This is a genomic window from Luteibacter sp. SVR4-7G, assembly GCF_056755555.1.
In genome coordinates this window covers 48147-66087 of the sequence record NZ_JBPGXO010000016.1, presented here as the reverse complement: position 1 = coordinate 66087, position 17941 = coordinate 48147, and the positions used below count along the sequence as shown (strand labels likewise).

The window sequence follows — 17941 nt, the reverse complement described above, 5'->3', positions numbered from 1 at the left end:
CGCCCAAGGAGTCCGTTCATGCGTAGCGCTTCCGTTCTCGCCCTGGCTCTCCTCGCTGCCCCTGCGCTTGCCGCCACGCCAGACATGGCGTCGCTCAAGGTTCCTCCCGGATTTCATATTGCGGTCTGGACCGAACAGGTACCGAACGCGCGCGAAATGGCGCTGGGTGCGAAGAACACGGTTTTCGTCGGCACGAACGATGCCGGCAAGGTTTACGCGGTGAGTTATGCGGCCGACGGTTCCGTGGAAAAGGTACGCACGATCGCCACCGGGTTGCAGCTGCCGGTCGGCGTGGCGATGCACGGCGGCGATCTGTACGTCTCGGCCGTAAGCAGGATCTACGTGCTGCGCGACATCGAGAACCATCTCGACGCGCCACCAAAACCGGAACTGGTCACCGACAAGCTGCACACCGAGACGGCGCACGGCTGGAAGTTCATCGCCTTCGGGCCGGACGGCAAGCTCTACGTGCCCGTGGGCGCGCCGTGCAACATCTGCGACCGCGGCGATGAAGGCTTCGCGCAGATGCTGCGCATGAACCCGGACGGCAGCGGCGTGGAAACCGTCGCGAAGGGCATCCGCAACAGCGTGGGCTTCGACTGGCGCCCGACCGACAAGACGCTGTGGTTCACCGATAACGGTCGCGACATGCTCGGCGACGACATGCCGAACGACGAGCTCAACCATGTCACGAAGACCGGCGAACACTTCGGCTATCCGTACTGCCACCAGGGTGACACGCTCGACCCTGAATTCGGAAAAGGTAAAAACTGCAAGGACTATACGCCGCCCGTGCTGAAATTGGGCCCTCACGTCGCCGCGCTGGGCATGCGCTTCTATAACGGCAAGCAATTCCCTGCCGCCTGGCACGGTGCCGTGATCGTTGCCGAGCACGGTTCGTGGAACCGCTCGGCGAAATCGGGTTACCGCGTGATGACCGTGCGACTGAACGGCAACAAGGTCGCCAGCTACGAGCCCCTCGTCGAAGGTTTCCTCGACGGCGAGAAGGTCTCCGGCCGCCCGGCGGACGTGCAGCCGCTGCCCGACGGAAGCCTGCTGGTGAGCGACGACGACAACGGCGCCATCTATCGCGTGACCTACAAGAAATAGGAAGGAGAAACCCATGCGTCTCAAGAGCGACAGCATCGAGCAAGGCAAGCCGATCCCGGCGAAGTATGCGTTCATGCAGCGGGCGGACGACGGCACGCACATGAAGCCGGCCGACAACATGACGCCGCACTTGGCCTGGACCGAGGTCCCCGCGACGGCGAAATCCTTCGTTATCGCTGTCATCGACACCGACGTGCCGTCGAAGCCGGACGATGTGAACGTCGAAGGGCGCGAAGTACGGTATGACCTGCCGCGCGTCGAATTCGTCCACTGGCTGATGGCCAACATACCGGTGGAGTGCCGCGAACTGGGCGAGGGCACCTGCGGCGAAGGCATCGTGCCGCGCGGCAAGAAGAACCTGCAAGGACCCGGGAACGCCGTCCAGGGTCTGAACGATTACACGGGCTGGTTCAAGGGCGACCATAAAATGGAAGGCCACTATCACGGGTACGACGGCCCCTGCCCGCCCTGGAACGATACGCGCATCCACCATTACCACTTCCACGTGTACGCGCTGAATGTGGATCAGCTCGACCTGGCCGAGGGCTTCTCCCTTGCCGAGTTGCGCGACGCGATGGAAGGCAAGGTCGTGGACCAAGCGACGATCACGGGTACCTATTCGTTGAATCCCAAGGCGAGGGAGTGACGAACAGGTGAACGCCGCAGGCTGAACGTGTATTGAGCGGAGGCGGTGGGCTTCACGCCGCATGCGCGGGGCGCGGGACTAAATGGTGCCGCGCCATCCCACGGAGAACCCACCATGCTGCACTACGCCCTCGTCTTCCTCGTCATCGCGATCATCGCGGCCGTGTTCGGCTTCGGCGGCATCGCGGGCACGGCCGCCGGCATCGCGAAGATCCTGTTCGTGGTCTTCCTTATCCTGGCGATCATCTCGTTCTTCCGGGGCCGCAGCGTTTAGCGGCCTCGTTACCCCGGCGTCACCCTTTTTGACTTAACGTGTCAGGCCCCGTACCGGAGAGAAGTCCATGAACAAGCCCGCCGACCATGTCGCCAACGCCGCGACCGCCGCCGCGAACACCGTTTCGGCCGCCGAGCGCATCGATGAGCGCGCCGAGCGAGTGAAGCAGGCCACCTCCGAGGCCGTGGGCCGCACGAAGGATGCCGTCGACCGCGCCGCGGACAAGGTCGAAACGACCCTGCACACCGCGACCGACAAGGCCGCCCACGGTGCCACCCGCGCTGCCGAGAAGGCCGAGGAAGTAAAGATGCGCGGCAAGGAAGCCTATGGCGAAGCGGTCGACAAGACCAACGACTGGCTGGACACCGCCCGCGAATACGTCCGCGAGAAGCCCGTGCAGTCCATAGCCCTGGCGCTTGCCGCGGGCTGGCTCGCCGGCCGTATCCTGCGCAACTGATCCGGGATCCCTGGGGGCTTGGCTATGCTGGACGACAGTCCCTCGGGGCGGCTGGACGCTGACGAACCGGCGCCGGAAGGCGCGGCGGGTGCCGGAGCGGCGGTAAAGCCATCGTGGCTGGACGACGTCCGGCGGCTCGGGGCCGGATTGAAGGAACTCTTCGCCGCCCAGCTGAAGTTGCTTTCCGCCGAGGTCGGCCTGGCCCGGAGCGGCATCGTCATGATGCTCTTCATGGGCCTCGCCGCGATCACGTTCGCCGTGGCCCTGGGCTTCACCCTGCTGGCGCTGGCCGGCTGGGGTCTGGCGCAGTGGTTCGGATCCTGGGCTTGGGCTCTCACGGCGCTGGCGGGGCTGCAACTGGTGTTGCTCGTGGGCGCCATTCTCGCCTTCCGCCGCGGCATGCACTGGCTTACGCTGCCCGGGACGCGTGCCGAATTTGCGGCGCTGGCGCGGGAAGCGGGGCGGCAAGGTAAGACGGAAGGCGAAAAGGCGGGGGAGTAAGCGGATGGGCATTTTCAATAGCATGGCCAAGGTCACAGCCGCCCGTGCGCGGGTCGCCGCTGCCCGCGAAGAGACGGTCCGGCCCGCCGCGGCGCTGATAGCCCGTGGATACGAGCATCCGCTTACCGTGCTCGGCATCGCCGCCGGCTCCGGATTCCTCCTCAGCAACGTCAAGCTCAATCCGCTCGCCGTCCCCGGCGTCAGCGGTATCGTGGCCGGCGGGCTAGCCGACATCATCGCGCGCGGCGTATCCGTTGCAGCCGGCAGCTTCCTGGGCGAGTTTGCCAGCGACGCCGTCGACGCCGCCGACGAGGTGCCGTGAGCGACTTTCCGAGCCCGCTGCCCACGCCGGTGCCCTCCACCGTGGCACCGGGCGTCGCCGTGTCCACGATCGGCATCCGCTCGCGGCGCAAGCCGGGAAGCAGCCGGAGCACGCGGCGCATCAACCGGCACCTCCGCGCCATCCGTATCTCGTTGACCGGCATGATCCTGCTGGCGCTGCTCTACACCGTGGCGATCGGCAAATCGATCCTGGTCCCGTTGGTGCTCGCCGGCTTCATCGGCCTGGCACTCAATCCGATCGTCGCGGCCGCGTCGCGGATGAAAATCCCGCGCTGGCTCGCCGCCGTGACGGTGATGATCCTGCTGGGCACGGGCCTGGTATCGGCCGTCGCCACCCTGTCCACGCCGGCGCTGAACTGGTTCCACGAAGCGCCGACGGCGATGCGCGCGTTCGCGCCGAAGATCAAGCCGATGACCCAGCAGATCGAGGCGGCCAGCCGGGCCACCCAGACGCTGGTCGGCGGCACCGTTGCGCGCGCGGCGCCGCAAAGTCCCAATACATTCGCCTTCACGGCGTGGGACGTCGTCGCCGGCGCACCGAAGGTGCTAGCCAGCATCCTGACCGTCGCACTGCTCGTGTTCTTTTTCCTCGTTTACGGCGACGAGATCCTGCGGCGAGCCGTCGAAATATCGCCCACCTTCTCGTACAAGCGGCATACCGTCAGCATCGTCCGCAGCATCCAGGAGGAAGTCTCGAGTTATCTCCTGCTGACCGCCGGCATCAACGTCACGCTGGGCCTGGTCACCGCCGGCATGCTCTACCTGTACGGCGTGCCGGACCCGCTGTTGTGGGGCACCGTCGCGACGGTCGCGAACTTCATTCCCTATGTGGGCGCCATCACCACCACGACGATACTGGCCATCGTCGGCGTGCTGCATTTCCAGGAACTCGGCCCGGCCCTGTTGCCCGCGGCCACCTTCGCCGGCATCACCGCCATCGAAGGGAACATGATCACGCCGATGCTGCAGGGCCGCCGCTCCAGCCTGAGCCCCGTGGCAATCCTGCTGTGGCTGCTGATCTGGGGCTGGCTGTGGGGCATCCCCGGCGCGCTGCTCGCCGTGCCGATGCTGACCTGCGTGAAGCTGATCACCGCGAAGCTTCGCGGGTGGCAGTGGTTCGCGCATATCGTTTCGCGCTAGAGCCCGTCGTCCCTGCGCAGGCCGGGACCCAGTGACTTCCCGGAGCGTGCGAAAGAGCAAGACGCTGGGTGCCTGCCTGCGCAGGCACGACGGCGTCCGCTTTACCAGGCGATCTTCGTCCGGTCGCGGAAGAATTCGCCTGACGACGACTCGCGCTCGGAAAGCAGCGCAGCCCAGACGATGCCTTCCGCGCTCTCTGCCGCCGGTCGGCCGCCGCTTCCACCCAGGGCGGTGGCGGTCCAGCCGGGGCAGACGGCGTTGACGAGGATGCCGCTACCCACCAGCTCGCGCGCAAGCACCTGCGTATACGCATTCAGCGCCGCCTTCGAGACCCGATAGGCGGGGCTGTTCTCGCCGCACATCGCGCGCACCGCGCATTCGCTGGACACGTTCACCACGCGTCCGTAACCGTGCCGCTTCATCAGCGGCAGCGCGGCGGCGGTGAGGCACCACGCACCGATGAGGTTCACGTCCAGCGCGCCGCGGATGGTTTCCAGGTCAGGCGCCGAAGGGCGCCCTTCGGGATCGTAGTAGCCGCCGGCGTTGTTCACGAGGATGTCGAGGCGGCCGAAGTGATCGCCGATATGGGCGATGGCCTTGTCGATATCGCCCTGCTTCGTCACGTTCAGGCGGATCGCGTGGGCGTCGCCGCCCAGTTCGCGGATGGCCCGGGCCGCCTTCTCGCCCTTGCCCGGTTCGCGCATGCCCATGAACACCGTGACGCCGATCGAAGCGAGCTGCTTGGACACCTCGAGGCCGATGCCCCGGTTCGCGCCGCTCACCAGCGCGACGCGCTGGTTGAGCGGCGGTTCCACCGCAAGGGCCTTGCTGCGCTTGGCCTGCACCGGCAGGCGATGGACGTTGCCAGTGCTCATGGCACGTTCGCAACCTCGCTGCACGCGTCGTCGCCGCAGGCCTGCCAGCCGCCGCCCAGCGCCTTGTACAACTGCACGGCGCGCAGGTTGATGCCCGCCTCGGCTTCCGCAAGCTGGTCTTCGGCCGCGAGCTGGGTGCGTTCGGCGTCGAGCAATTCGAGATAGTCGGTGCGGCCCGCGTCGTAACGCAGCTTGGCGAGCTCGGCGGCACGGCGGCTTTCGCTCGCCTGTACCACGAGCTTCTCCACCCGCTCACGCTGGCGATTGAAGGCGACCAGCGAGTTGTCGACGTCCTCGAGCGCGGTCAGCACCGTGCGGTCGTAATTCGCCCGCGCCTCGTCGGCCCGCGCTTCCGCGCCCTTCACGCCGGAGCGGACGCGCTGCACGTTGAGGCCCGACCAGGAAATGCTCGGCGCGATCGACCACGCACGCGAATCCGCGCCGCCGAAATCGTTGCTCCGGCCGGCAAGAAAGCCGATGAAGCCGCCCAGCGAGATGTGCGGGAAGTAGTCGGCCTTCGCGACACCGATCCTGGCATTGGCCGCGGCGAGCTCGCGCTCCGCCACGCGGATGTCCGGACGGCGTTGCAGGACCTCGTCCGCACCGCCGATGGCGAGCGTGGCGTCGATCGGCTTGAACGAAGCAGGCGACAGGTCGATGTCCAGTTCGCCCGGGCGTACGCCGAGCAATACCGCAAGGCGGAACTGGTCGGCGCTCGCCTGGGTCTCGAGCACGGGCAGTTGCGCCTCCACGGCGGCGAGGCGGGCCTTCGCGCTGGCGAGGTCCTGCTCGGCGCCCGTGCCCACGTCGACGCGCGCGGCGATCACCTTCAGCGAATCCTGCTGGTTGGCGATGTCACGCTTCGCCACATCGATGCGCAACTGCGTGCCGCGCAGGTCGAAGTAGTTGCGCGCCACTTCGGCGAACAACGTGACCTGCGCGTCCTGCAGCGACGCTTCGCCCGCGCCCGCATCGGCGCGCGCGGCCTCGACCGAGCGGCGGATGCCGCCGAACAGGTCGATTTCCCACGACGCATCGAAGCCGGCCTGGTAGGCGGTGACCGTCTGCCGCTGCTCGCTGAAGCCCGGCTGCTGCTGGCGGCTGCGCTGGTACGACACGCCGGTTTCGATGTCCGGGATCTGCTGCGACTTCGCCGTGCCGAGCGCGGCGCGCGCCTGGGCCAGGCGGGCCATCGCGATCTTCAGGTCGGGCGCGTTCTTCGCCGCCCGGACGATCAGCGAATCGAGCGTCGGGTCGCCGAACTGCTTCCACCACTGCGCCTGGAACCCGGCGCTGTCCTGATGGGCGGCGTCGACGCCTTGCAGCGTCACCGGTTCCTGTTTGGGCGCGTGGTAGTCGGGGCCCACGCTCGCGCAACCGGCGAGGACGAGGGCCGCGAACAAGGCGGTGTTACGGAACATGGTCTTCATGATCAGGACTCCCGTGCCGCATGGGCGAGGAGGCGGCGCTCGCGGCGGGCCTGGCGGCGCGCCTCCGAACGCTCGTTCCAGGCGCGGATCAGCACGTAGAACAGCGGGGTGAAGATGAGGCCGAAGAAGGTCACGCCGAGCATGCCGGAGAACACGGCCACGCCCATGGCATGGCGCATCTCCGCGCCCGCGCCGTGCGAGGTCACCAGCGGCACCACGCCCATGATGAAGGCGAACGAGGTCATCAGGATCGGGCGCAGTCGCAGACGCGCGGCTTCGAGCACGGCGTCCACGCGGTTCATGCCCTCGATCTCCGCCTCACGGGCGAACTCCACGATCAGGATGGCGTTCTTGCAGGCGAGGCCCACCAGCACGATCAGGCCGATCTGGGTAAAGATGTTGTTGTCGCCGCCGGTGACGAACACACCGAAGATCGCGGACAGCAGCACCATCGGCACGATCAGGATCACCGCCAGCGGCAGGCTCAGGCTCTCGTACAGGGAGGCCAGCACGAGGAACACCAGCAACACCGACAGCGGGAACACCAGCACGGCGGTATTGCCGGCGAGGATCTGCTGGTAGGTCAGCTCGGTCCACTCGAAGCTCATACCGTTCGGCAGGTTGGCCTTCACCAGCGCTTCCATCGCTTCCTGCGCCTGGCCCGTGCTGTAACCCGGCGCCGGACCACCGTTGATCTCGGCGGTCGGATAGCCGTTGTAATGCTGCACGCGGTCCGGGCCGTTGGTCTGGCGGACGGTGAGGAACGAGCCGAGAGGCACCAGGTCGCCGGCAGCGTTGCGGGTTTTCAGGCCCACGATATCGGACGGCTCGTGGCGGAACGACGGCTCCGCCGACACGTTCACCTGGTAGGTGCGGCCGAAGCGGTTGAAGTCGTTGACGTAGAGCGAGCCGAGGTAGGCCTGCATCGTCTGGAACACGTCGCCCAGGTCGATGCCTTCCGACTTTGCCTTCTCGCGATCCACGTCGGCGTCGAACTGCGGCACGCTCACCTGGTAGCTGGTGAACAGGTGCGCCAGTTCCGGTGTCTTCTGGCTGGCCCCGATGATGCCCTGGGTCTGCTTGTACAGCTCTTCGAAGCCCAGGCCGCTGCGGTCTTCGATCTGCATGCGGAAGCCACCGATCGTGCCGAGGCCGTTCACCGGCGGTGGCGGGAAGATCGCGATGTACGCGTCCTGGATGGAAGCGAACTTCGCGTTCAGCGCCGCGGCGATCGCATCCGCGGAAACGTCGGCGCTGCGGCGCTCCTCGAACGGCTTCAGCGTCACGAAGACGATGCCGGCGTTGGTGCTGTTGGTGAAGCCGTTGATCGACAGGCCCGGGAACTGCACGGCGCTTTCCACGCCCGGCTGGGCGAGGGCGATGTCGCCCATGCGGCGGATCACGCTCTCGGTACGGTCCAGCGACGCCGCATCCGGCAGCTGGGCGAACGAGACGAGGTACTGCTTGTCCTGCGAGGGCACGAAGCCGGTCGGGACCTTCGAGAAGCCGAGGAAGGCCAGACCCACGAGGCCTGCGTAGAGCACCAGCACGATGCCCGAGAAGCGCAGGATCTTCTTCACGCCACCCACGTAGCCGTGCGCACCGCGCTCGAACGTGCGGTTGAACGGACGGAACAGCCAGCCGAGGCTGCGATCCATCCACACCGTGAGCTTGTCCTTCGGCTCGTCGCGGCCCTTCAGCAGGATCGCGGAGAGTGCCGGGCTCAGGGTCAGCGAGTTGAACGCCGAGATCACCGTGGAGATGGCGATGGTGAGCGCGAACTGGCGGTAGAACTGCCCGGTAAGGCCGCTGATGAAGGCGGCCGGCACGAACACCGCGCAGAGCACGAGCGCGGTCGCCACGATCGGACCTGTCACCTCGGTCATGGCCTGGCGCGTGGCCATCTTCGGGTCGAGCCCGTGCTCGATGTGTCGCTCCACGTTCTCGACGACCACGATGGCGTCGTCGACGACGATACCGATCGCAAGCACGAGGCCGAACAGCGACAGCGCATTGAGCGAGAACCCGGCGAGGTACATCACCGCGAAGGTGCCGATCAGCGAAACCGGCACCGCCACCAGCGGGATGATCGACGCGCGCCAGGTCTGAAGGAACAGGATCACCACCAGCACGACGAGCACGATCGCCTCGAACAGCGTATGCACCACGGCGTCGATGGAGCCGCGCACGAACACCGTCGGGTCGTAGACGATCGAATAGTCCACGCCCTGCGGGAAATCTTTCTTCAGCTCGGCCATCTCCTTGCGCACTTCATCGGAAATAGCGATCGCGTTCGAGCCCGGGCGCTGGAAGATGGGAATCGCCACGGCCTCGCGGTTGTTCAGCAGGCTGCGCAGGGCGTAGTTGTTGGAGCCCAGTTCCACCCGGGCCACGTCGCGCAGGTGGGTGACGGAGCCCGAGGGATCGCTGCGCACGATGATGTTGAGGAAGTCGTCCTCGGTGACCAGACGGCCGCGGGTGTTGATGTTCACCTGGAACGCGGCGGTGCTCGGGCCTGGGGGCGCGTTGAGCGAGCCGGCCGCCACCTCGATGTTCTGCTCGCGGATGGCCTTGATCACGTCGCCTGTGGTCAGGTTGCGGATTGCCAGCTTCTCCGGGTTCATCCAGATGCGCATGCTGTACTCGCCGGCGCCGAACAGCTGGACGTCGCCCACGCCGTCGAGACGGGCGAGCTGGTCCTTGATGCGCGTGCGGGCGTAGTTCGACAGGTAAAGCATGTCGTAGCGGTGATCGGGCGAGGTGAGGTGCACGACCATGGTGAGGTCGGGCGAACTCTTGTTCGTCGTGACACCGAGGCGCTGCACTTCCTCGGGCAGGCGCGGCAGCGCCTGCGACACGCGGTTCTGCACCTGCACCTGCGCGTTGTCGAGGTCGGTGCCGAGGGCGAAGGTGACCGTCAGGGTCATCGCGCCGTCGCTGGTGGCCTGCGAGGAGGTATAGAGCATGCCTTCCACGCCGTTGATCTGCTCTTCGAGCGGCGTGGCGACGGTTTCGGCGATCACCTTGGGGTTGGCGCCGGGATAGGATGCCTTCACCACCACGGTGGGCGGGACGACCTCCGGGTATTCGCTGATCGGCAGCTTGAACACGGCGATACCGCCCGCGATCAGGAACAGCACCGACAGCACGCCCGCGAGGATGGGGCGGTCGACGAAGAATTGGGCGATTTTCATGGGTGGATCAGTCCTGGTTCTGCGCCACGCTGTCGACGCCGGCCGGACGCGAGGCGACGTTGCGCGCGCCTTCCGGTACAAGCGACGCCATGGTGACGCGCTTCGCATTCACTTCGACGCCCGGACGCACGCGCTGCAGGCCGTTCACCACGACCACGTCGTCCGCGCCGAGGCCGGAATCGACGACGCGCAGGCCGTCCACCAGTGCGCCGGTGGAGACGCGGCGGTATTCGACCTTCTTGTCCTTGCCGAGCACGTAGACGAACTTGTTGCCGAGGTCGGTGCCCACGGCCTTGTCGTCGATCAGCGCACGCGGCTGGGTATCGCCGCTGCGCAGTTCCACGCGCGCGAACAGGCCGGCGGTGTAAGCGCCGTCGGCATTCGGGAACACCGCGCGCAGGCGGATCGTGCCGGCGCCGGAGCGCACCTGGTTGTCGACGAAGTCGATCTTGCCGGCGTGCGGATAGCCCTCTTCGTCGGCCAGGCCCATTTCCACGGCCGGGGCGCGACCGCTCTGGCGACGCAGGCGGTCGAGCTTCAGGAAGGTCTGCTCGTCCACGTCGAAGTAGACGTACATCGGGTCGACGCTGACGACGCTGGTGAGCGTATCGTTGGGCGTGACGAGGTTGCCCGCGGTGATCTGCGCGTTGCTGACCTTGCCATCGACCGGCGCGCGCACCTGGGTGAACGAGAGATTGAGCTGCGCGGCGTCGAGGGCGGCCTGAACCGAGGCGACCTGCGCCTTGGCGCTGGCGGCGGCGGTATCCAGACGGTCTGCTTCTTCGCGCGACACGGCGTGCTGTTCCACCAGCTTGTTGCCGCGGGCCGCGTTGGCCTCGGCGTTCTTCGCCTCGGCCCTGGCCTGGGCGAGGTTGGCCGCGAGGCGGTCGACCTCGGCGCGGTAAGGACGCGGGTCGATGGTGAAGAGCAGGTCGCCCTTCTTCACCGTGGCGCCTTCGCGGAAATGGATCGAATCGATATAGCCGCTGACCCGCGGCTTGATCTGGATGGTGTCCACTGCCTGGATGCGGCCGGTGAAGGCGTTCGCATCGGACACCGGGCGCAGCAGGACCTGGGCCACGGTGACCTCCGGTGCCGGCGGCGCCGCCGCGGGTTCGCTGGCATGGCTGGCCGAGCTGCCGGCGCTCAGCCAGAACGCCGAAGCGATGGCCACCGCAAGGGCAGACGAACCGAACAGGATTTTCTTCTTCATGGGAGGTCCTGGAGCTTCGTAGGGGATGAGAAAGGGGGTTGGCAGCCCGGCAGCCTGCTGCCTCAACCATGGTTGAGGTCAAGTCAGTCAGAAGCCGGTCCACCGCAGGTGGCGAAATCTAGGTCTTGCTTCGCAAGCGAAAAATGGGTCTACAATCACCGCGCCTGTGACGCCCAGTCACGAATGAGCATCCCGGAGTTCGCGATGGAAGACTTTTCCGCTATCAGCGTTTTTGTCCGCGTGGTGGAAGCCAAGAGCTTTTCCTCGGCCGCGCAGCACCTGCAGATGACCCCCTCGGGGGTCAGCCGCGCCATCTCCCGCCTCGAGGAAAGCCTCGGTGCGAGGCTGTTTTTCCGTTCGACACGTTCGCTACGGTTGACCGACGATGGCTCCGCGTTCTATGCGCGTTGCAAGGAGATCCTTGCCGACCTGACCGAAGCCACGGAGGCCCTGGGCTATGCCAGGACCAAGCCGGCCGGGAAGCTGCGCGTGGCCGCATCCTCGGCCGTCGGCCGTGCCGCCATCATTCCCAACCTGGCGGAATTCGAGCGCAAATACCCCGATATCCGACTCGAACTGACGATGTGCGACTTCCCGTTCGACCTCAACGAGGAAGGTTTCGACTGCGCCATCCGCATGGGGGAACTGGCGGATTCCAGCCTGATCGCCCGCAAGATCGGCCATTTCAGCAACGTGCTCTGCGCCGCGCCGTCGTACCTGGCCAGGCACGGTACGCCCACCTCGATCGAGGATCTGAAGAACCACCGCTCGGTGAACTTCGTGCACCCGAGCACGGGCAAGCCGTACCAGTGGCAGTTCGATTCGCCGAGTGGCCGCGTGTCGGTGGACGTCGACGCGCACATGCTGATCAACGACGGCGAATCGGTAATCCAGGCCGCCATCGCCGGCCTCGGCATCATCCAGGCGCCGCATTGCCTCGCGAGCAGCGCGCTGGAGAAGGGCCTGCTCGAAATCATCATGACCGACACGATCTCCACCGGCTCGAACCTGTGGATCGTGTACCCGCAGAAGCGCCACCTGTCCGCCCGCGTCCAGGCCTTCATCGAATGGACCAGCGAGCTGTTCCAGCGCACCAGCGAGCCGAAGTGCAAACTGGTGCAGCAACAGCAGCTGGAGCTGGCGCGCCAGCACAAGCTGCGCCACGAGGAAGAAGCAGCGGTGGCATGAGCCTCGGCGCGCCCCTTGCCGCCGCCCTTGTAGGAGCGCGCCTTGCGCGCGACAGCCTTCGAGGCTGTGAGCAACAGGGTCTGTTGCTCTTCGCGAAAAGCTGTCGCGCGCAAGGCGCGCTCCTACACAGCGCGGAGCGCTCTGGGTGCGCTCCGCACGCGGCTAAGCCGGCGCCTTCATAAAACTTCACTCGTATTTCAGGCGCTTCAGGCGCTCTTGCGGCTCACTCGGGTCTCTCTCAACGGAGCCTGAGCCATGCGCCGAACCCTGGCCGTGATCGCCACCCTGGTACTTTCCTCCACCATCCTCGCGGGAACGTACCGTCCACCCGTCCAGGCCGACGACGGCTGGCCCGTCACCGATGCCGCCAGGCTCGGCTGGAACACCTCGACCTTGGGGACCCTCGAGGACAAGGTTGCCGACGGCAGCTACAAGAAGATCACCAGCGTGCTCGTCGCCGACCATGGCCGGCTGGTCTACGAGCACTACTTCAACGACGGCTCACCCGGGCTGCTCAACGACGTGCGCTCGGCCAGCAAGAGCCTCACGGCGATCCTGGTGGGCGCCGCGATCCAGCGCGGGGCCATCCCTGACGTGAAGGCGCCGGTGTATGCCTTCTTTCCCGATACCCGCATCGAGCGCCCCGATCCACGGCGGGCTACGATCACCCTCGAAGACCTGCTCACGATGAGCTCGATCTGGGAATGCGACGACGATAACCCGTTCTCCTCCGGCAACGAGGAACGCATGTACGTGACCGAGCGCTGGCTGGATTTCGCGTTGAACCTGCCGATCCGCGGTTACGCGCCCTGGGTCAGCCGGCCGCAGGATTCGCCCTATGGCCGGACCTTTGCCTACTGCACCGCCGGCAGCTTCGTCGCCGGCGCGGTGGTGGAGCGGGCCACGAAGCAGCCGCTCGCCGCCTTCGCGCGCGAGGTGCTCGAAGTGCCGCTGGGTATCGGCGAGTCGAAGTGGAACGTGTCGAGCGAGGGCATCGGCATGGGCGGTGGCGGCACGCGTTACCGCTCGCGCGACCTGGCGAAGATCGGGCAGATGGTCGCCGATGGCGGGCGTTGGAAAGGCAAGGCGGTGCTTCCGACGGCATGGGTGCAGGCGATGCTGACACCGCATGCCCAGGCCCGCGACGACGCGGACTATGGATACCTGTGGTGGCAGTTCCGCTTTCCCATCCACGGCGTGGAGACGAAGGTGTGGGCGATGAGTGGTAACGGCGGCAATTACGTGTTCGTACTGCCCGAGCGCGGCCTCGTCGCGGTGATCACCAGCCAGGCCTACAACCAGGGCTACGCCCACCCGCAGTCGCAGGCGATCTTCCGCGACATCATTCTCAAGGCTCTTCCATTGTAGGAGCGCGCCCTGCGCGCGACAGCCTTTTGCCCCAATCTGAGTTGGCGCGCCAGCTTATGGGTCTGGCCTCAAAAGATGTCGCGCGCGAGGCGCGCTCCTACATCAGCGGGGGGGCGCTAGGTCTTGGGGGCACCACGCCGCCTCCAGCACCCGCTCGCGTTCCGCGGCCACGCGCCGTTCGATCGCCTCGGTCACCGCCTGGAAACCGGGGTCGCTCGTCATCGGCGCGAACAGCGGGGACGCACGCAGGTAACCCGCGTCGCGCCAGCCCTTGTCCACCGCCTCGGACAGCGCCTCCAGCGCGCCGCGGCGATCCTGCCCGGCCTCGAGGAGCAGGGCCAGTTCGAGCCGGCTGCCCGGCCATGGATCGCCCTGGACCGCGGCGCGCGTCGCAGCAATGCGCTCGCGTAGCCACGCCTGGTCAACGGGCACATCGCCGTACAGCGCGGCGAGCGTCGTCGGCAGCGTAGCCGAGGGGCGCAGGGCCTTCGCTTCCGCGAACGCCTTCGCCGCGGCGACACGGTCGCCGTGGCGCAACGCCAGCTCGCCCTCCAGTTGCGCCAGTTCCGCGCGCGCTGTGCCGCGTCTGCGGGCTTCGGCCAATGCCGCGCCCGCTTCGTCGAAACGCTTCTGCGCAAACAGGAAGGCGGGCCAGCCGATGTTGGCAAATACGTTGTCCGGCGAAAGCTCGAACACATGGCGGTAGCGTGCTTCGGCCGCGGCGGTGAAGCCCAGCAGTTCGTATTCGCGCGCGACCTGCACTTCGCGGAAGCGCACCTTCGAAGGATCGCCGCGCATATCCATGTTCGCGTGCAGCGCGTCGGCCAGGCGGCCTTGTTCCTGGTAGAGGTATGCGGCCGACGAGCGCGTGGCGTCGTCCGCGGGATCGAGCCTCACGGCGCGTTCGTAGCCCGCGAGCGCGCCGGGAATGTCGCCGAGGCAGTCGCGAGCATAGCCGAGGGCGGCCCAGGCCGTCGCACTGTCCGCGCGCAACGACACGGCACGCGTCGCCAGCTTCACGGCGTCGCGTGCCTCGTCGGGTCCGGCGTTATAGAGGCAGCTGCGCGCGGCGCGCGCGCGGCTCGCGCCGGCCAGGGCGTCGACGTCGTCCGGCGCTTCGCGCAATGCGCGGTCGTAAAGGGCGAGGGCGCGCTCGTTGTTCTCGCGCTGTCCCATGGCGCCGTACCAGCGTGCGCGCTCCAGGGTCTCGTGCTGCGCCGTCATCGGCGCCTTCTGCTCCCGGGCGAGGAAGCCGACGCCCAGGGCCGTGGCGGCGAGCACACCGACCGCGGCGACGGCGGGCCAGAGCGTGCGGCGTCGGGGCGTATCGTCGCCGACCACCTCCAGCGGCGCGCCCAGCTGGTAACCGCGGCTGCGGACGGTGCGCACATAACGCGGCTGCCGCGCGTCGTCGCCGAGCGACTGGCGCAAGAGGCGCACACGCTGCGTAACCGTTTCCTCGTTCACCACGGCAGGCGCCCATACCTCGGTCATCAGCTCGTCGAAGCCGACGACCCGGTCGCCGCGTTCGACCAGGCACGCGAGCAGCCTGAAACTGAGCCCGGTGACGTCGAGCAGTGTTCCGTCGCGCTCCACCCGCTGGCGCGCGAGATCGATCGTGAGGTCGAGCAGGCGGTAGCGGGTGGCGCCGGGCACGGAGTCAGCCGCCGGCAGGGAGGAACAGCAGCAAGGCGATGCCGAGCACGATCCGGTAGATCGCGAAGGGCGTGAAACGATGCGAGCGGATGTAGCCGAGCAGCCACTTCACCGCCACGAAGGCCACGATGGTGGAGACGGCGAAGGCCACGCCAAGGCCGGTCCAGTCCTCGCCCGCGGCGCCGCCGGCGCGCACCGTCTTGAGCAGTTCGTAACCCGAGGCCGCGTACATCGTGGGTATGCCGACGAGGAAGGCGAACTCGGTCGCGGCCGCGCGGTTATTGGTGCCGGCGAGCATGGCGATGAAGATCGTCGCGGCCGAGCGCGACGTGCCAGGGAACACACCGGCGACGATTTGCGCGAGACCGACGAGGATGGCGACCTTCCAGGAGATCGCCGCATGGTCAGGCCGGTTCGCCGCGAACTTCTCGGCGAGCATCATCCACACGCCGCCGATCACCAGCGCCCAGGCGATCGGCGCCACCGTTTCCGGGAGCTTGAAGCCGAGCTTCGACACCACGAGGCCGAGCGCCGCCGTGATCAGGAATGCGACCAGCAGTTTCAGCACGTAATCGCGCGTCTCCGGACGCCGCCAGTTCACAGCCAGGCTCCACAGCGTACGCCAGTAGATGAAGGTGACGGCGAGGATCGCGCCCGCCTGGATGGCGATGTTGAACAGGTCCGATCGTGCGCCCAGCCAGCGTTCGGCGATGAGCAGGTGGCCCGTGCTGGAGATCGGCAGGAACTCGGTGATCCCCTCCACGATGCCGAGGAGGATGGCGCTGAGCAGGTCGTTCACGTGGCGGGGATTCCTGTGGGGGACGACGCCATAGCTTAGCGGCAGGAGCCTGAAGAGGGATCAGGCCTTGCTCGCAAAATCCAGCGTTTCCGTCAGGTCGCCCGGTGCCGGCCCGCCGGCCGCCACCATCGCATCCTCGCGCATCTTGAGGCCCGGCAATTTCTCGAGCCGGAAGCGCCGGGTAAGGAAGCGTGCGATGGAGCCGGTGTCGTAGACGGTGTGCTCCACGTGGCCCTTCTTCGCGTACGGCGAGATCACCAGCGCCGGGACGCGCGTGCCGGGACCCCAGCGGTCGCCCTTCGGCGGCGCCACGTGATCCCACCAGCCGCCGTTCTCGTCGAAGGTGACGATCACCAGCATGTCCTTCCACTGCGGGCTCTTGCGCAGCGCATGCACGAGGTTCGCTATGTGCCGGTCGCCTGCTTCCACGTCGGAATAACCGGCGTGCATGTTGAGGTCCCCTTGCGGCTTGTAGAAGGCGACCGGCGGCAGCTTGCCCGCGGCGGCATCGGCAAGGAAGTGATTGGTGGACGGCGTTTCGCCGACGCCGCCATCCCTGAGATGGCGCTTGCGTGCCTCCGTTCCAGGAGCCAACGACACGAAATAGTTCAGCGGCTGGTGGTGCGGCTGGAAGTTCGGCGTCTGCGGGAAGCTGCCGTCGCTGCCGTCACCCTTGCCGTCGAGCGCGGCCTGGAAGCCACCGCCGTACCAGGCCCAGTCCACGCCCTTCGCCGAAAGCATGTCGCCGATATGCTTGTGCGTCTGCGGCGGCAGCGTGTTCGCGCTGGTCGCGTCGGTAAGCAGCGGGTTCGTACGATCGACGTTGAAGCCCGGCGAATAGGGCGGGCCGATGGTGTTGACCGCCCAGAAATCCGGCGTCAGCGTGCTGTGGTGGGCGAACTTCGGCTTGCCTTCCATCGCGCTCTTCGGCGAATCCTCGGCCATCTTGAGGCGATGGTCGGTGGGTTCGCCGCTTTCGGTCACTGCGATGTTGAACTGCGCCGGACTCTTGTCTGCGTTCGGGTAGAAAGGTGGCTGCGCGGCCACGAGGTACTGGTGGTTGAGGAACGAACCGCCGAAGGCGCCCATGAAGAAGTTGTCGCACAGCGTGAACTGCTCGGCGAGACGCCACAGGCGCAGGTGCACCGGCGAGCTGGCGTAGTAGCCCATGGTAAGGGCGCCGTTGTCGCCCCAGGCCACGAAGCCGTCGTTCCTGCCGCCGTTGATCTGCAGCTGGTTGTTGTAGAACGCGTGGACGAGGTCCCGCGTGACCACGCCATGCGGCAGCGGCGTGCTGCCGTCGCCGGTATGCAGCGCCCACGGCGCATTCGGCAGGCCGGCAATGTCCTTCTCGACGATCTTGTAGGTCTTGTGGTCCACCACCTGCTCGTGCGGGACCATGCCGCCCCAGATCGGGGGGAGCGTGTCGAGCAGTTTGCCGTCGCGATCGCGCTGCAGGTAGCGCTCCTTCGGCACCGCGCTCAGCGGCTGCTGCAGGCCGGGGAACTCGCCAAACAGGTTGTTGAAGCTGCGGTTCTCCGCGTAGATCACGACCACGTGCTGGATATGCTTCTCGAGCAGCGCGTCCAGTTCCTTGCCGCCCGGCGCCGCCGGACTCGTTCCCTTGGCCTTCGCGTTCGCGTCCGGCAGGCCGCCCAGGGCCAGCAGCGCGCCGGTGGTGGCCATGCCGCCCAGCAGGCGCCGGCGGCCGGAGTCGAGGGTGTCGTCGTCGTGCTTGTTCGTCATGGG

At 67.0% G+C, this 17941-nt stretch carries 16 protein-coding genes; 9 read left to right on the top strand and 7 right to left on the bottom strand.

Annotation, left to right across the window (positions count from 1 at the left end):
• Positions 1-18 precede the first annotated feature (18 nt).
• The 7 genes from ACR9ZH_RS08295 to ACR9ZH_RS08265 all read left to right on the top strand — a co-directional run bounded on the left by ACR9ZH_RS08295 (position 19) and on the right by ACR9ZH_RS08265 (position 4469).
• Positions 19-1110, top strand: a complete 1092-nt coding sequence (locus ACR9ZH_RS08295; protein WP_481290288.1) for a PQQ-dependent sugar dehydrogenase — start codon at positions 19-21, stop codon at positions 1108-1110.
• Between the two features lie 13 nt (positions 1111-1123).
• Positions 1124-1756: a YbhB/YbcL family Raf kinase inhibitor-like protein gene (locus tag ACR9ZH_RS08290; RefSeq protein ID WP_481290287.1), complete on the top strand. Its 633-nt coding sequence runs from the start codon at positions 1124-1126 to the stop codon at positions 1754-1756.
• Between the two features lie 114 nt (positions 1757-1870).
• On the top strand, positions 1871-2029 hold the full coding sequence (locus tag ACR9ZH_RS08285) for a DUF1328 domain-containing protein (protein WP_166700115.1): 159 nt from the start codon (positions 1871-1873) through the stop codon (positions 2027-2029).
• Between the two features lie 67 nt (positions 2030-2096).
• Positions 2097-2486, top strand: coding sequence for an ElaB/YgaM/YqjD family protein (locus tag ACR9ZH_RS08280; RefSeq protein WP_481290286.1), 390 nt, complete (start codon positions 2097-2099; stop codon positions 2484-2486).
• Positions 2487-2504: 18 nt separating this feature from the next.
• Entirely contained in the window at positions 2505-2987 is a 483-nt protein-coding gene (locus ACR9ZH_RS08275) for an ABC transporter ATP-binding protein (RefSeq protein WP_481290285.1), read from the top strand.
• Between the two features lie 4 nt (positions 2988-2991).
• Positions 2992-3309, top strand: a complete 318-nt coding sequence (locus ACR9ZH_RS08270) for a hypothetical protein (RefSeq protein ID WP_481290284.1) — start codon at positions 2992-2994, stop codon at positions 3307-3309.
• On the top strand, positions 3306-4469 hold the full coding sequence (locus tag ACR9ZH_RS08265; RefSeq protein ID WP_481290283.1) for an AI-2E family transporter: 1164 nt from the start codon (positions 3306-3308) through the stop codon (positions 4467-4469). Before ACR9ZH_RS08270 ends, ACR9ZH_RS08265 begins: the two co-directional genes overlap by 4 nt.
• Positions 4470-4570: 101 nt before the next feature.
• Here the strand turns inward: ACR9ZH_RS08265 and ACR9ZH_RS08260 are convergent, their stop codons facing one another.
• Genes ACR9ZH_RS08260 through ACR9ZH_RS08245 form a run of 4 tightly spaced genes read right to left on the bottom strand, consistent with a single transcriptional unit; the run spans position 4571 to position 11181 of the window.
• On the bottom strand, positions 4571-5344 hold the full coding sequence (locus ACR9ZH_RS08260; RefSeq protein ID WP_481290282.1) for an SDR family NAD(P)-dependent oxidoreductase: 774 nt from the start codon (positions 5342-5344) through the stop codon (positions 4571-4573).
• Positions 5341-6774 carry an efflux transporter outer membrane subunit gene (locus tag ACR9ZH_RS08255; protein ID WP_481290281.1) on the bottom strand — a complete coding sequence of 478 codons (1434 nt, stop codon included), beginning with the start codon at positions 6772-6774 and terminating at the stop codon, positions 5341-5343. Before ACR9ZH_RS08255 ends, ACR9ZH_RS08260 begins: the two co-directional genes overlap by 4 nt.
• A 2-nt stretch (positions 6775-6776) precedes the next feature.
• Positions 6777-9968 (bottom strand): efflux RND transporter permease subunit, encoded by a 3192-nt coding sequence (locus ACR9ZH_RS08250; protein WP_481290280.1) that lies wholly within the window; start codon positions 9966-9968, stop codon positions 6777-6779.
• 7 nt (positions 9969-9975) lie between these two features.
• Positions 9976-11181 (bottom strand): efflux RND transporter periplasmic adaptor subunit, encoded by a 1206-nt coding sequence (locus ACR9ZH_RS08245; RefSeq protein ID WP_481290279.1) that lies wholly within the window; start codon positions 11179-11181, stop codon positions 9976-9978.
• Between the two features lie 204 nt (positions 11182-11385).
• On the opposite strand from ACR9ZH_RS08245, the gene ACR9ZH_RS08240 reads away from it, so the two are divergent.
• Complete coding sequence (locus ACR9ZH_RS08240; protein WP_481290278.1) at positions 11386-12369, top strand: LysR family transcriptional regulator; 984 nt, start codon at positions 11386-11388, stop codon at positions 12367-12369.
• Positions 12370-12624: 255 nt separating this feature from the next.
• Positions 12625-13737: a serine hydrolase domain-containing protein gene (locus tag ACR9ZH_RS08235; protein WP_481290277.1), complete on the top strand. Its 1113-nt coding sequence runs from the start codon at positions 12625-12627 to the stop codon at positions 13735-13737.
• 102 nt (positions 13738-13839) lie between these two features.
• Here ACR9ZH_RS08235 and ACR9ZH_RS08230 read toward each other — a convergent pair whose 3' ends face one another.
• From ACR9ZH_RS08230 to acpA, 3 genes are read right to left on the bottom strand one after another with little or no spacing between them, the layout of a single operon-like run.
• The gene (locus tag ACR9ZH_RS08230) at positions 13840-15393 is read right to left on the bottom strand and encodes a winged helix-turn-helix domain-containing protein (protein ID WP_481290276.1); all 1554 of its coding nucleotides are present in this window, start codon (positions 15391-15393) and stop codon (positions 13840-13842) included.
• A 4-nt stretch (positions 15394-15397) separates the two neighbouring features.
• The gene (locus ACR9ZH_RS08225; RefSeq protein ID WP_481290275.1) at positions 15398-16192 is read right to left on the bottom strand and encodes an undecaprenyl-diphosphate phosphatase; all 795 of its coding nucleotides are present in this window, start codon (positions 16190-16192) and stop codon (positions 15398-15400) included.
• Between the two features lie 60 nt (positions 16193-16252).
• The gene (gene acpA / locus ACR9ZH_RS08220) at positions 16253-17938 is read right to left on the bottom strand and encodes an acid phosphatase (RefSeq protein WP_481290274.1); all 1686 of its coding nucleotides are present in this window, start codon (positions 17936-17938) and stop codon (positions 16253-16255) included.
• Positions 17939-17941: the final 3 nt, after the last annotated feature.